The sequence below is a fragment of the Comamonas flocculans genome (assembly GCF_007954405.1).
GTDB lineage: Bacteria > Pseudomonadota > Gammaproteobacteria > Burkholderiales > Burkholderiaceae_C > Comamonas_C > Comamonas_C flocculans.
On record NZ_CP042344.1, the window covers coordinates 1,437,502 to 1,450,696 of the forward strand.

General features: G+C 66.6%; 15 protein-coding genes. 8 read left to right on the forward strand and 7 right to left on the reverse strand.

From position 1 onward, the window contains the following. Positions 1-17: 17 nt before the first annotated feature. Both dnaN and dnaA read right to left on the reverse strand, forming a co-directional pair. Positions 18-1,124, reverse strand: a complete 1,107-nt coding sequence (dnaN, locus tag FOZ74_RS06955; RefSeq protein WP_146912379.1) for a DNA polymerase III subunit beta — start codon at positions 1,122-1,124, stop codon at positions 18-20. Positions 1,125-1,161: 37 nt separating this feature from the next. Beyond that, entirely contained in the window at positions 1,162-2,607 is a 1,446-nt protein-coding gene (gene dnaA, locus FOZ74_RS06960) for a chromosomal replication initiator protein DnaA (protein ID WP_146912380.1), read from the reverse strand. A 286-nt stretch (positions 2,608-2,893) separates the two neighbouring features. Between dnaA and rpmH the strand changes: the two genes are divergently transcribed. From rpmH to FOZ74_RS06985, 5 genes are read left to right on the forward strand one after another with little or no spacing between them, the layout of a single operon-like run. Further along, positions 2,894-3,028, forward strand: coding sequence for a 50S ribosomal protein L34 (gene rpmH / locus FOZ74_RS06965; protein ID WP_005798102.1), 135 nt, complete (start codon positions 2,894-2,896; stop codon positions 3,026-3,028). 58 nt (positions 3,029-3,086) lie between these two features. After that, positions 3,087-3,470 (forward strand): ribonuclease P protein component, encoded by a 384-nt coding sequence (locus tag FOZ74_RS06970; protein ID WP_146912381.1) that lies wholly within the window; start codon positions 3,087-3,089, stop codon positions 3,468-3,470. After that, a complete protein-coding gene (yidD, locus tag FOZ74_RS06975) occupies positions 3,467-3,769 on the forward strand; it encodes a membrane protein insertion efficiency factor YidD (protein ID WP_146912382.1) in 303 nt (100 codons plus the stop codon). Before FOZ74_RS06970 ends, yidD begins: the two co-directional genes overlap by 4 nt. Beyond that, positions 3,766-5,478, forward strand: a complete 1,713-nt coding sequence (yidC, locus tag FOZ74_RS06980) for a membrane protein insertase YidC (protein WP_146912383.1) — start codon at positions 3,766-3,768, stop codon at positions 5,476-5,478. The genes yidD and yidC overlap by 4 nt, the downstream gene beginning before the upstream one ends. Positions 5,479-5,500: 22 nt before the next feature. Then, complete coding sequence (locus tag FOZ74_RS06985) at positions 5,501-5,989, forward strand: NUDIX hydrolase (protein ID WP_146914113.1); 489 nt, start codon at positions 5,501-5,503, stop codon at positions 5,987-5,989. A 20-nt stretch (positions 5,990-6,009) separates the two neighbouring features. On the opposite strand, the gene FOZ74_RS06990 is transcribed toward FOZ74_RS06985, so the two are convergent. Together FOZ74_RS06990 and FOZ74_RS06995 are read right to left on the reverse strand one after the other, a co-directional pair. Continuing rightward, complete coding sequence (locus tag FOZ74_RS06990; RefSeq protein WP_146912384.1) at positions 6,010-7,497, reverse strand: M20 family peptidase; 1,488 nt, start codon at positions 7,495-7,497, stop codon at positions 6,010-6,012. Between the two features lie 47 nt (positions 7,498-7,544). Next, positions 7,545-7,973 (reverse strand): hypothetical protein, encoded by a 429-nt coding sequence (locus tag FOZ74_RS06995; RefSeq protein ID WP_146912385.1) that lies wholly within the window; start codon positions 7,971-7,973, stop codon positions 7,545-7,547. An 80-nt stretch (positions 7,974-8,053) separates the two neighbouring features. On the opposite strand from FOZ74_RS06995, the gene FOZ74_RS07000 reads away from it, so the two are divergent. Together FOZ74_RS07000 and mnmA are read left to right on the forward strand one after the other, a co-directional pair. Next, entirely contained in the window at positions 8,054-8,473 is a 420-nt protein-coding gene (locus tag FOZ74_RS07000) for a MerR family DNA-binding transcriptional regulator (protein ID WP_146912386.1), read from the forward strand. Between the two features lie 91 nt (positions 8,474-8,564). Further along, positions 8,565-9,707 (forward strand): tRNA 2-thiouridine(34) synthase MnmA, encoded by a 1,143-nt coding sequence (mnmA, locus tag FOZ74_RS07005; protein WP_146912387.1) that lies wholly within the window; start codon positions 8,565-8,567, stop codon positions 9,705-9,707. 73 nt (positions 9,708-9,780) lie between these two features. On the opposite strand, the gene FOZ74_RS07010 is transcribed toward mnmA, so the two are convergent. Both FOZ74_RS07010 and FOZ74_RS07015 read right to left on the reverse strand, forming a co-directional pair. After that, positions 9,781-10,410 carry a hypothetical protein gene (locus FOZ74_RS07010; protein ID WP_146912388.1) on the reverse strand — a complete coding sequence of 210 codons (630 nt, stop codon included), beginning with the start codon at positions 10,408-10,410 and terminating at the stop codon, positions 9,781-9,783. A gap of 153 nt (positions 10,411-10,563) precedes the next feature. Then, the gene (locus tag FOZ74_RS07015; RefSeq protein ID WP_146912389.1) at positions 10,564-11,118 is read right to left on the reverse strand and encodes a DUF924 family protein; all 555 of its coding nucleotides are present in this window, start codon (positions 11,116-11,118) and stop codon (positions 10,564-10,566) included. 96 nt (positions 11,119-11,214) lie between these two features. On the opposite strand from FOZ74_RS07015, the gene FOZ74_RS07020 reads away from it, so the two are divergent. After that, positions 11,215-12,354 (forward strand): NAD(P)/FAD-dependent oxidoreductase, encoded by a 1,140-nt coding sequence (locus FOZ74_RS07020; RefSeq protein ID WP_146912390.1) that lies wholly within the window; start codon positions 11,215-11,217, stop codon positions 12,352-12,354. On the opposite strand, the gene pyrF is transcribed toward FOZ74_RS07020, so the two are convergent. Further along, positions 12,347-13,177, reverse strand: a complete 831-nt coding sequence (gene pyrF / locus FOZ74_RS07025; RefSeq protein WP_146912391.1) for an orotidine-5'-phosphate decarboxylase — start codon at positions 13,175-13,177, stop codon at positions 12,347-12,349. The two genes, FOZ74_RS07020 and pyrF, sit on opposite strands and share 8 nt — an antisense overlap. Between the last annotated feature and the right edge of the window lie 18 nt (positions 13,178-13,195).

The window sequence follows — 13,195 nt, forward strand, 5'->3', positions numbered from 1 at the left end:
GCAAGCGCCTCAAGCTATCAAATCCGCATGGGCATCACGACGTACTTGAACTGCTCGTTGCCAGGGATCTGAAAGACCACGGAACTGTTGCCGTCCTGCAGGTCGATGCGCACCATCTCCTGGCCCATGTTGGCAAGCGCATCGATCAGGTAGGTGACGTTGAAGCCGATCTCCATGGGCTCGCCGTCGAAGTCGATGTCGAGCTCGTCCATGGCCTCTTCCTGCTCGGCGTTGTTGCTGGAGACGCGCAGGCTGCCGGGCTCGATGTTCAGGCGCACGCCCTTGAACTTCTCGCTCGTCATGATGGCCGAGCGCTGCAGGCTAGCCAGCAGCGGCGCGCGCCCCAGCGTGATGCTGCTGTGGTAGTTGCGCGGAATCACGCGGTTGTAGTCGGGGAACTTGCCTTCCACCAGCTTGGTGACGAACTCCATGCCGTCGAAGTTGAAGCGCGCCTGATTGCCGGCGAACTGCAGCTGGATCGCGCCCTCTCCGTCCGAGAGCAGGCGTTGCAGTTCCAGCACCGTCTTGCGCGGCAGGATGACCTCCTGGCGCGGCACCTCGACCTCCAGCTCGCTGCTGGAAAAGGCCAGCCGGTGCCCGTCGGTGGCCACCAGCGAGAGCGTTTTGCCCTCGGCAACGAACAGGATGCCGTTCAGGTAGTAGCGGATGTCCTGCACCGCCATGGCAAACGACACCTGGGCGAGCAGCTGCTTGAGCACCTTCTGCGGTACGCTGAAGGCCGGGCCGAAGGCGGCCGCTTCCTGCACCAGCGGAAAGTCCTCGGCCGGCAGGGTGTGCAGCGTGAAGCGGCTCTTGCCGCCCTTGAGCACCAGCTTGGAGGGACCGGAATCCAGGCTCACCGTCTGGTCAGCCGGCAGGGTCTTGAGGATGTCGATGAGCTTTCTTGCGCCCACGGTGGTGGCGAAGTCGCCCACGTCACCGCCGAGCTCCACCGTGGTGCGGATCTGGATCTCCTGGTCGCTGGTGGTGAACTGCAGCGCACTGCCCGTCTTGCGGATGAGCACATTGGCCAGGATGGGCACGGTGTGGCGCCGCTCCACGATGCCGGAGACCGCTTGCAGTACCGCCAGGAATTTGTCTTGGGTGCTCTTCAGGACAATCATCGGTGAACCTTGGTGAGTGAAGTGGTGGAAGGCGGGCTCAAGCCTTGAGCGTCTGCTCGAGCACGTGCAGCTGCTGGTTGAGTTCGGTCAGTTGCAGGCGTTCGGCGCCGATCTTGCGCACCGCATGCAGCACGGTGGTGTGGTCGCGCCCGCCAAAGAGCTCGCCGATCTCGGGCAGGCTCTTTTGCGTGAGCTCCTTGGCCAGGTACATCGCGATCTGGCGCGGACGGGCGATGCTCGCCGGGCGCTTCTTGCTGTACATGTCCGCGACCTTGATCTTGTAGTAGTCGGCCACGGTCTTCTGGATGTTCTCCACGCTGATCTGGCGGTTCTGGATCGAGAGCAGGTCGCGCAGCGCCTCGCGGGCCACGGCAATCGAGATCTCCTTGCCGTTGAAGCGCGCATAGGCGAGCACCTTGCGCAGCGCCCCTTCGAGCTCGCGCACGTTGGAGCGCACGTTCTTGGCGACGAAGAAGGCCACCTCTTCGGGCATCACCACGCCCTCGGCCTGGGCCTTGTTGATGAGGATCGCCACGCGCATTTCGAGCTCGGGCGGCTCTATCGCCACCGACAGCCCGGCGTCGAAGCGCGAAACCAGGCGCTCGTGGATGTTGGCCAGGCCCTTCGGATAGGTGTCCGAAGTCATCACGATGTGGCTCTTCTTGGCCAGCAGCGCCTCGAAGGCGTTGAAGAACTCTTCCTGCGTACGCTCCTTGTTGGCGAAGAACTGCACGTCGTCGATCAAGAGCAGGTCCAGCGAGTGGTAGGCGTTCTTGAATTCGTCGAAGGCGTTGTGCCGCACCGCGCGCACCACGTCGGAGACGAACTGCTCGGCGTGGATGTAGCTGACTCTGGCGCCGGGACGGTCGGCAAGCAGCTGGTTGCCCACCGCATGCATCAAGTGCGTCTTGCCCAGGCCCACGCCGCCGTAGATGAACAAGGGGTTGTACATCTGCCCGGGCTGCGCGGCCACATGCATCGCGGCCGAACGCGCCATGCGGTTGGCGCTGCCTTCCACCAGCGTGGCGAAGGTGAGCTGGGGGTTCAGGCGCGAGCGCGTCGGGGTCTCGGGGGTTGCGCCAGGGCGCGTTGCCTGCGCGGCCTCGGCGCCTACACCAGCGGGCCCGGCCGCGTCGGCGCGGCGCTCGGCGGCGTTCACGCGCTGCGCGGCGCGGCGCGGCGCGAGCGCGAGCTCCAGCGCGATCGGCTCGCCATACACCGCCTGCAGCGCGCTGGCGATCTGCCCCCCGTGCTGGGCGCGCACCCAGTCGAGCTTGAAGCGGTTGGCAACGAGCAGCGTCACGCGGGAAAAATCGTCCGCCACCTCGGCCTTGAGCGGCTTGATCCAGGTATTGAACTGCTGTTCGGGCAGCTGCTGCGCGAGCTGCGCCAGACAGGCCTGCCACAGCTGCTCGCCCGCATGGGAGGCAGCCGCCGGGGCAGGGCGCTTGGCGCTGGGAGTCAGGGGATTTCCCTCGTACATCGGGGCGATTCTTCTAGTTGTAGGGGGCGAAAGGCAAGACCGTCCATTTTAACCTTGCGCAAAGTTATCCACAAGCTGGAGCGTCCGCTGCGCGGGGGCCGGGCGGCACCCGCCCTGCCTGCAAAAGTTGCCGCGCCCCCGGACTGCTGCGATAATCGCCCGTTTCCCTTCAATTGCAGGGAAAGCCCTGTTGCGGCGCCCGGCCCGCGTGCACCGCGGCGCAGGCCGCGTTCGCGCAAGGCGCTGCCCGGCGAGAGGGCGGCGCCGAACTCCTCGAGGATCCAACATGAAACGTACCTACCAGCCTTCCAAGACGCGCCGCGCGCGCACCCACGGTTTTCTCGTGCGCATGAAGACGCGCGGCGGCCGCGCCGTGATCAACGCACGCCGCGCCAAGGGCCGCAAGCGCCTGGCCGTCTGAGCCGGGTGGCTGCACGCCGACGCGCCTGCGGCCGCACTGTCGCAATGCCGTTGCCGCCATGCATCGGCTGAAAACCCGCCCCCAGTTCCAGGCCGTGCTGGCCGCGGCGGTGGTGGCGCGCACCGCGCATTTCGCGCTGCACGCGCTGGGGCTGGACGGCGCCCACCCGCTGTTTGCCGGCGCCGACTGCCATCTGGGCGCGCTCGTGCCCAAGCGCTGGGCGCGCCGCGCGGTGACGCGCAACCTGGTACGCCGCCAGATCTACGCCCTGGGCGCGGACGCGGCGCCGCAGCTGGCCTGCGCCGCCTACGTGGTGCGCCTGCGCACGGCCTTCGACCGGCGCAAGTTCCCCAGCGCCGCGTCGCCCGCACTCAAGCAGGCGGTGCGCCAGGAACTGGTGCAGTTGTTCGAGCGCGCGCCGCGTGCGGCGGTGCAACCATGATGCAAGGCCTGCTGATCAAGCTGGTGCGCGGCTACCAGTTGCTGCTCAGCCCCTGGCTGGGCAACAACTGCCGCTTCGAGCCCACCTGCTCCAACTATGCGCTGGGCGCGCTGCGCCGCCACGGCGCGGGCACCGGCAGTTACCTGACACTGCGGCGCCTGGCGCGCTGCCATCCCTGGTGCGCCGGCGGCCATGACCCCGTGCCGGACGTGCTGCCGCGCAGCCAGCGGCTGTTTTCCCGCCTGAGCGAACGCGACCGCGCCCACGCCCCCTCTTCCAGCACACGCGACCCCTCATGAACGACATTCGCCGCACCATCCTGTGGGTGATCTTTGGCTTTTCCATGGTCCTGCTCTGGGACCGCTGGCAGATCCACAACGGCAAGCCCGCCACCTTCTTCCCGGACCCGGTCACGCAAAGCGCCGCCTCCGCCAGCCCGGCCGCGGCCCCGACGCCGCCCGCAGCGGCGCCCACCCCGGCTGCAGCCACCGACGACAGCGCGGCAACGCCCGCCGCCGCACCCGCCCCCGAGGCCCCGGCCGTGGCCCACGAGCGCGTGACCCTGACCACCGACGTGTTCCGCCTGACTTTCGACAACCAGGGGGGCTCGCTGGTGGGCGCCGAGCTGCTGCACCATCAGGGCAGCCAGGACGACCCGCAGCCCTTCGTGCTGCTGGAAGACGACAGCAAGCATGTCTACGTGGCGCAGACCGGCCTGATCGGCGGGGCCTTCCCCAACCACAAGACCTTCATGCACGTGGTCCCGGGCCCGCGCGAGCTGGGCGAGGGCGACAATGAACTGACGCTGCGCTTCGAGTCGCCCGACCTGGGCGGCGTCAAGCTGGTCAAGACCTACACGCTGCAGCGCGGCGACTACGCCATCGGCGTGCGCCACGAGGTGGTGAACACCGGCAGCGCCCCGGTCACGCCGCAGCTGTACCTGCAGCTGGTGCGCGACGGCAACCAGCCCGACGGCGCGGTGCCCTTCTATTCCACTTTCACCGGCCCGGCGGTCTATACCAGCGCCAAGAAGTTCCAGAAGATCACCTTCAAGGAGATCAAGGAAAAGAAGGTGGACATTCCGGCCGAGTCCACCGATGGCTACATCGCCATGGTGCAGCACTACTTCGCCACCGCCTGGCTGCTGCCCGAGGGCACGCCGCGCCAGTTGCACGTGAACGCCGCCGACATCGGCTCGGCCGCGCCCGACTGCTGCTACCGCGTGCAGGCGATCACGCCCGTGGGCGAGCTGGCCCCGGGACAGGCCAAGGCGGTGGATGCCCGCCTGTTCGCCGGCCCGCAGGTGGAAAAGACGCTGGAAAACCTCGCGCCCGGCCTGGAGCTGATCAAGGACTACGGCTACCTGACCATCCTGGCCAAGCCGCTGTACTGGCTGCTGGACAAGATCCACAGTGTGGTCGGCAACTGGGGCTGGTCCATCGTCGGGCTGGTGCTGCTGCTCAAGCTGGCGTTCTACTGGCTCAACGCCAAGGCCTATTCCAGCATGGCCAAGATGAAGGCGCTGAACCCGCGCATCCAGGAAATGCGCACGCGCCTGAAGGACAAGCCCCAGCAGATGCAGCAGGAGATGATGAAGATCTACCGCGAGGAAAAGGTCAATCCGCTGGGCGGCTGCCTGCCGATCGCGATCCAGATTCCGGTGTTCATCGCGCTGTACTGGGTGCTGCTGTCCAGCGTGGAGATGCGCCATGCGCCCTGGATAGGCTGGGTGAGCGACTTGTCCACCAAGGACCCCTACTTCATCCTGCCCATCCTGATGACGCTCTCGACGCTGCTGCAAACGGCGCTCAACCCCGCGCCGCCCGACCCCATGCAGGCCAAGATGATGTGGATCATGCCGCTGGCCTTCAGCTTCATGTTCTTCATGTTCCCGGCTGGCCTGGTGCTGTACTGGCTAACCAACAACCTGCTGTCGATCGCGCAGCAGTGGGTGATCAACACCCGCATGGGCGTGCCCCCGCGCCTGCACCTGCCCAAGTTCCGCTGAGGCGGTGCGCCGTCCTCCTGTCATGACCTCGGGCGCGCGCGAGCGCTGGAAACCCCACGTCACCGTCGCGGCGGTGATCGAGCGGGACGGGCGCTTCCTGCTGATCGAGGAGCACACCAGCGACGGCCTGAAGCTGAACAACCCCGCGGGCCATCTGGAGCCGGGCGAAACCCCGGCCCAGGGCTGCATCCGCGAGGTGCTGGAAGAGGCCGCCTACGACTTCACGCCCGAGGCGCTGGTGGGCGTGTACCTGAACCGCTTCACCAAGACCCGCACCGGTGAGGACGTCACCTACCTGCGCCTGGCCTTTTGCGGGCGGGCGGGCGCACACCACCCCTGGCGCGAACTGGACAGCGGCATCGTGCGCACGCTCTGGCTCAGTCCCGAGGAGATCCGCGCCTGCCCCGAACGCCACCGCAGCCCGCTGGTGCTGCAGAGCATGGAAGACTACCTGGCCGGCCAGCGTTTTGCGCTCGCGCTGGTGCACACCCATCCGAGCGTGCTGCGCTGAGCCAGCGCCCCGCCGCGGGGCTACAGGCCGGCCGTGAGCTGCGTGATCAGGCGCTGGTAGAAGCGGATCGCGTCGGCGTAGCCCTGGACCGACAGGCGCTCGTTGGTGCCATGAAAGCGCTTGAGGTCCTCGCTGTCGGCGCGTACCGGCGAAAACTTGAAGATGTGGTCGCTGATGCCCTCGTAGTGCACCGAATCGGTGGCGGCCACCATCAGGCCGGGCGCCACCAGCACGTCGGGAAAGACCTCGCGGATGGTCTGGTTCAGCAGGCGGTACTGGGCCGAGGCGGTGGGCGCCACCTTGGACGCCTCCTTGGCGCCGGGCAGTACGCTGGCCTCGAGCTGGCCGGCCGGCGCCACCTTGCCTACCACCTGCCGCACGTGCTGCATCACGCCGTCACGGGTGTCGCCGGGCAGGATGCGGAAGTTCACCGTGGCCTGGGCGCGACCGGGCAGCACGTTGTCCTTGTTGCCGGCCTGCACGATGGTCAGCGCCGTGGTGGTGCGCAGCATGGCATTGGTGCTGCCGGCCGCTTCAAGCTGCTTTTGCACCACCGGCCCGAAGAGCCAGAGATTGGACAGCGCCACGCGAGAAAAACCGCCCATCTCGGGCGCCAGCACGTCGAACATCTCGCCGGCCACGCCGCGGATGGCCGCGGGCATCTGATCATTTTCCAGCGCGTTCAGCGCCGCCGCCATCATCGCGATGGCACTCGTGCCCGCCTTGGGCGGCATCGAGGAATGGCCCGGCGTGGCGCTGGCATCAAGGCCCACCGACATGTAGCCCTTCTCCGCCACGCCGATCAGCGCCGCCGGACTTTTCAGGCCGGGCATCACGCCGTCGAGCACCAGCAGGCCCTCGTCGAGCACGAAGTCGAGCTGCGCGCCCCGGCTCTTGAGCAGCGCGGCGATCTGGGCCGCTCCACGGTGGCCGCCCACCTCCTCGTCGGCGCCGTAAGCCAGGTAAATGGTGCGCGGCGGCTTGTAGCCGCTGGCGATCAGCATCTCCACCGCTTCCAGTTGCGAGAGCAGGTTGCCCTTGTCGTCCCACGAGCCGCGGCCCCAGATGTAGCCGTCCAAGACCTGCCCGGCGAACGGCGGCTGCTGCCAGTCGCCCTCGGTGCCCGGCGCGATCGGCACCACATCCTGGTGCGCGGCCAGCAGGATGGCCTTGGCCTTGGGGTCCCGCCCCTGCCACGTGTACAGCAGCGACAGGCCGTTCACCACCTCGCGCTGGAGCGTGGCATGCACCCGGGGAAATTCTTTTTCGAGCAGGGCGTGCAGCGCAAGGAACTGATCCCGGCTCAAATCGGCGTCCGTGGCCGACGAGATGGTTTTGAGCCGGACCGCCTGCGCCAAGCGCCCCGCCGCAGCCGCTTCGTCGACGGCCAGTGGCGCGAGCGGCGCCACCTCCAACTGGCGCGAGCCCTTGCGCCAGGTGTTGAGCGCCACGGCCGACGCCAGGACGAGGACGAAGATCAGCAGGGCACCGAGGGTTTTCTTCCACATAAGAACTGGCCTCCTTGATTGGTGATGGTTCTGCACGCCCTCGCGACTCATGCCGCGGCACCCTGTTCGCGCACGCCCTCGTCCCGGGTCTCGACAGGCATCAGCTGCAATATGCCAAAAAGCAGTTCGAACGCAGTGAACCCGAGAATGATGGCGCTGGCTCCAGAGAAGACCGCATGGATTTGCCACGTCATGAAAAGCAGTCGCGCCACGGCATCCAGCCTTCCCAAGGCCACCGAAGGATAAAGAATGCGCGCCAGCGCCCAGACTACGACCACCGACCCCAGCAAGTTGGCGAACAATATGTGCATGGGCTCCAATTCAGGGATTGCTCCCGGAAGGCCCAAGCTTCTGGCCGTCCAGGCGAGTAGCGTGTAAATCCAGATGAATGTCCATGGCAAAACGAACATCCAGGTGGCCAGCAGGTCGTACCATGCGCTGTACCGTACCATGCGGATGAAGCGGTCTTGTTGCATCGCGAGCTCCCGTGAAGTGCAAAGACCGCAGTGTCAACCTTAGACCATGCTTCAATGTCAAGCGTTTTCGAAGGCAATCCATGCTCATCGGCGAATTGGCCACCGCCAGCGGTCTATCTCGTGAGACGCTGCGGTTCTACGAGAAACTCGGCCTGATCCATTCCCGCAGACTGCCCAACGGCTATCGTCGGTACATCCCCGAGACTCTGACGCTCGTCATGTACATCCGGACCGCCCAACAACTCGGCTTCACCTTGTCCGAGATCGGGCGCGAAATCCCCCGATTTTGGCAAGGCGAGGTTTCGGGCGCCGACATCGCGCAGGTTTTGCAGAACAAATTGGCCGACATCGATCAGCGCATTAAGGCACTGCAATCCCTGCGCGAAGACCTGGCCGCACGCCTGGCCTCGGCATGCCCGTTGCGCACGCCATCGACCACCTCACCGCATCCGGCCACCGTGGCCGACGGCTCCACCCGTGGTGCGGCACGACGGGCATGACGCCGATTCCCTCCACGATCAGGTTGGTACGGCACATCCCATCCATCATGCGCCGCAGGGATTGGCATTCGGGCCGCCGATAATCCGTGGCATGCACAAGCACCGCATCGTGGTGGGCCTGTCGGGCGGCGTCGATTCCGCCGTCACCGCCCATCTTCTTCAAGCGCAGGGTCACGAGGTCGTCGGCATCTTCATGAAGAACTGGGAAGATGACGACGACGATGAATACTGCTCCAGCCGCCAGGATTTCCTGGACGCCGCCAGCGTCGCCGACGTGCTCGGCATCGAGATCGAGCACGTGAACTTCGCTGCCGAGTACAAGGACCGGGTGTTCGCCGAGTTCCTGCGCGAATACCAGGCCGGGCGCACGCCCAACCCCGACGTGCTGTGCAACGCCGAGATCAAGTTCAAGGCCTTCCTCGATCACGCGATGCGCCTGGGTGCCGAGAAAATCGCCACCGGCCACTACGCGCGCGTGCGCTTCAATGAAACCACCGGCCTGCACGAGCTGCTCAAGGGGCTGGATGCGACCAAGGATCAAAGCTACTTTCTGCACCGCCTGACGCAGGCGCAACTGGCCAAGAGCCTGTTCCCCGTCGGCGAACTGAAGAAGACCGAGGTGCGGCGCATCGCCGAGGCACTGAAGCTGCCGAACGCGAAAAAGAAGGACTCGACCGGAATCTGCTTCATCGGCGAGCGGCCGTTTCGCGAATTCCTCAACCGCTACATCGCGCGCGAGCCCGGCCCCATCATCGATGACCGGGGGCGCACGCTTGGGCGGCACATGGGGCTGTCGTTTTACACGCTGGGCCAACGCCAGGGCCTGGGCATAGGCGGGGTGAAGGACAAGGGCGCAGGCATCAAAGCGCCGCCCGGCCAGTCGGCGCGCGACGCGGGCGATCACGCGCCCTGGTTCGTCGCGAAGAAGGATCTGGCGCGCCACGCGCTCATTGTGGTGCAGGGGCACGACCACCCCTGGCTGCTTTCGCACCAGCTCGCCGCGCAGGACGCAAGCTGGGTCGCGGGCCACGCGCCTGCCTCCGGCAATTACAGCGCAAAGACGCGTTACCGCCAGCAGGATGCGCGCTGCGCGCTATCAAATACAGAGCAAAACGGCTTCGTATTGGCATTCCCAGAGGCGCAATGGGCCGTCACGCCGGGGCAGTCTGCCGTGCTCTACGACGGCGAGGTGTGCTTGGGCGGCGGAGTGATCGAGGCCTCGGACGGCGGCTAGACAGCTCGTGTTCGCGCAAAAAAAGGGCCATCAAGGGCCCCTCATGCATGCGTAATCGGCCAAGCCAGGCGGCTCAGTTCTTCTTGGTCTTGCGTCGACGCAGGGCGGCGAGCCCGCCCAGACTACTCAATGCCCCCAAGAGCAGCGGGGCAGCGCCGGGAAGCGGCACGGTCGACACCGGGGGGATCTCTCCCGGCTGGTACCAAACTGAAAAATGAGATATGGAGTTGTGGGCCTTGCCCGGCCCGCTCGTTTCCCACGTTCCACTGAGTGTTGGTAATCCCGCCAGATCCAGCAGATAGCCCGCAAATGAATTGCCCTGCACGATGGTGAGCAAGAGGCTGCCATAGCTCACAGGGGGATTACTCCATGTGATGCCCCACTCTCCGGGCCCTGTAGTTGCACCAATGCCTGAAATATTCAATCCGGCAACGGGCCCTGCGGCAAAGCCGTCGTCAGTGGAATACCCCAGTGTCCAACCAAGATCGTCCAGCGTGTTCTTGTCGTTGCTATTGGACTCGCAATACGTAGCGGACAAGCCCTCGGGTGTTCCGCTGATGGTTTGCGTGAGATCGTAGTTGATGGTTTGCTTGCCACTGGATGCGGAGCAGCTCGCAGCCGATGCCGTTGCAGCAGACAGTGCAAACGCTGCGCCTATTGCCACACCTGCAATGGCTCGTGAAAAAGTCCAATGTGTCGTCATCCGGCGCTCCTTCGTCCATGTAACTAACGCCACGTAGCGTCAACATGATGCATTGCGTACGCGTACCCCGCAATGGGCTCAACGGACTAATCGCCAAGAGCGGAAGGAGCACCGAGTTGACAGTAAGTACCAGCATTCAGTGGCTTGAACGGACTAAAACGAACTGCCCGGCTGTTTCAAAAACGCGATTTCCTCGGCGCTGCTCTCGCGCCCCAGCGCCGCGTTGCGGTGCGGGTAGCGGCCGAAGCGCGCGACGATGTCCGCGTGCCGCTGCGCGAAATCGAGGTTCACGGGCTGCGCCAGCGCGGTGTACAGGCGCAGCGACTCCCGCTGCACCACGCCCGATTCGCTGTGCATGAAAGGCAGATAGGCGAACGCGCGCTGCACCACCGGCAGGCGCCGGTCCAGCCCCTGCGCCACGAGTTCCTGTGCCAGCACCAGCGCCATCGCATCCTGTGCAAAGGCGAGGCCACTGCCACGGTGCAGATTGCGCGAGAACTGGTCGAGCACAATGATCTCCGCGAGGCGCCCCGGCGCATCCACGCGCCAGCGCCACAGCTCACCGCGCGCGGCGGCCTCGTGCAGCGCGGCAAAGCGCACACGGATCGCGGCGTCGAAGGCCTCGTCCCTGGCAAACCATTGCTGAGGTGTGCTCTCGTCGAACCAGAAGGCCAACACGCTGGCCGCGGGGATCGTCGTGTCGTTCATGGGGCGAGTATGGTCCTGGTTCATGAATAATAACGAAATATGGCTCAAACGCTTTCCAGGTAAGCGCTGCCAGCTATACCAAAAGGAGTAAACCGTATGCAGACCTGGGATGTCGCCATCGTCGGTGCGGGCATGGCGGGTGCCTCGCTCGGCTGGGAACTGGCGCGCGCCGGCGTGTCGGTGCTTGTACTCGAACGCGAATCGCAGCCCGGCTACCACAGCACCGGCCGCTCGGCCGCGCTCTTCATCGAGACCTATGGCACCGAGGCGATCCGCGCGCTCACGCGCGCCAGCCGCACCTTCTACGAGACGCCTCCTGCAGGCTTCGCCAACGCCCCCATCCTCACGCCGCGCGGCGTGGCCTATGTGGCCACGTCGGGCGAGCAGGCCGAGCTGGCGGCGCTGCGGGCCGAGCTGCAGCCGCACGCGCCCGATCTGCAGGCCCTGGACCGCGAGGCGCTGCTCGGGCATCTGCCCTGCCTGCGCCCCGAGGTGGTGGCGCAAGGCCTGCTCGATCCCGGCGCCGCCGACATCGACGTGCACGCGCTGCACCAGGGCTATCTGCGCGGCCTGCGCCAGCTGGGCGGCGCGCTGCGCTGCGACAGCGAAGTGCTGGGCCTGCAGGGCCGGGACAACCACTGGCTGCTGCAGCTTCCCCAGGGCGCAACGGTGGCGGCACGCCGCGTGGTCAACGCCGCCGGCGCCTGGGCCGATGTGCTGGCGCAGCGCGCGGGCGCGGCGCCCGTGGGGCTGGTCCCCAAGCGACGCACCGCCTTCACCTTTCCCGCGCCCGCGGGCATGGACGCCGCGCACTGGCCGTCCGCGATCGGTGTAGCGGAAAACTGGTACTTCAAACCCGACGCCGGGCAACTGCTGGGCTCACCGGCGAACGCCGACCCGGTTCAACCGCACGACGTGGTGGCCGAGGAGTTGGACGTGGCCATGGCCATCGCGCACATCGAGGCGGTGAGCCGGCTCAAGATCCGCCGCCCCACGCACACCTGGGCGGGCCTGCGCTCCTTCGTGGCCGACGGCGAATTCGTGATCGGCCGGGACGACGCGCTGGAGGGCTTTTTCTGGCTCGCCGCACAAGGCGGCTACGGCATCCAGAGCGCCGCGGCTTATGCGCTGCTGGCGCGCAACCTGCTGCTGGGCGAGCGGCTCGACGAGTGCCTGCGGGCCCAGGGCATCACGCCCGCCATGGCCACGCGACTCGCGCCCGCGCGATTCAGGTGAGTGCGCGCGCGGCGTTGAGCTGCTCGCGCGTGGACTGCGCGGCGGCACGCGCCGCCGCCGCGAAGTCCGCCTCGCCGCCCGCATAGAGGATGGCGCGCGAGGAATTGACGACGATGGGGCCGCTCTCGCGCCAGCCCGCGCGCACCGTGGCCCGCACATCGCCCCCCTGCGCGCCCACGCCCGGGATCAGGAGCGGCACCGTGGGAGCGAGCGCGCGCACGCGTTCGATTTCGGCGGGGTAGGTGGCGCCGACCACCAGGCCCAGCTGACCGTTGGTGTTCCACGGCCCCTGCACCAGCTGCGCCAGGTGTTCATAGAGCAGCGGCTGGCCAGGCGCATCCGCCAGGCGCTGTGCCTGCAGGTCGGCGCCACCGGGGTTGGAGGTGCGGCACAGCAGAAAGGCCCCCTTGCCGGGGTAGCGCAAATAGGGTTCGACCGAATCGAAACCCATGAAGGGCGAGAGCGTGACCGCGTCCGCGCCGTAGCGCTCGAAGGCCTCGCGCGCGTACTGCTCGGCTGTGGAGCCGATGTCGCCGCGCTTGGCGTCCAGGATGATGGGCACCTGCGGCGCGTTCACGCGCATGTGCTGCATCAGCCGCTCAAGCTGGTCTTCGGCGCGCTGGGCAGCAAAGTAGGCGATCTGCGGCTTGAAGGCACAGACCAGGTCGGCCGTGGCGTCGACGATGGCGGCGCAGAAGTCGTAGATGCGGCCGCCGTCGCCGCGCAGCTGCGCGGGAAAGCGCGCCGGGTCGGGGTCCAGGCCGACGCACAGCATGGAATCGTTGCGGCGCGTGGCAGCGCCCAGCAGCTCGAGGAAATCCATGGGCGGCGATTGTAGAGA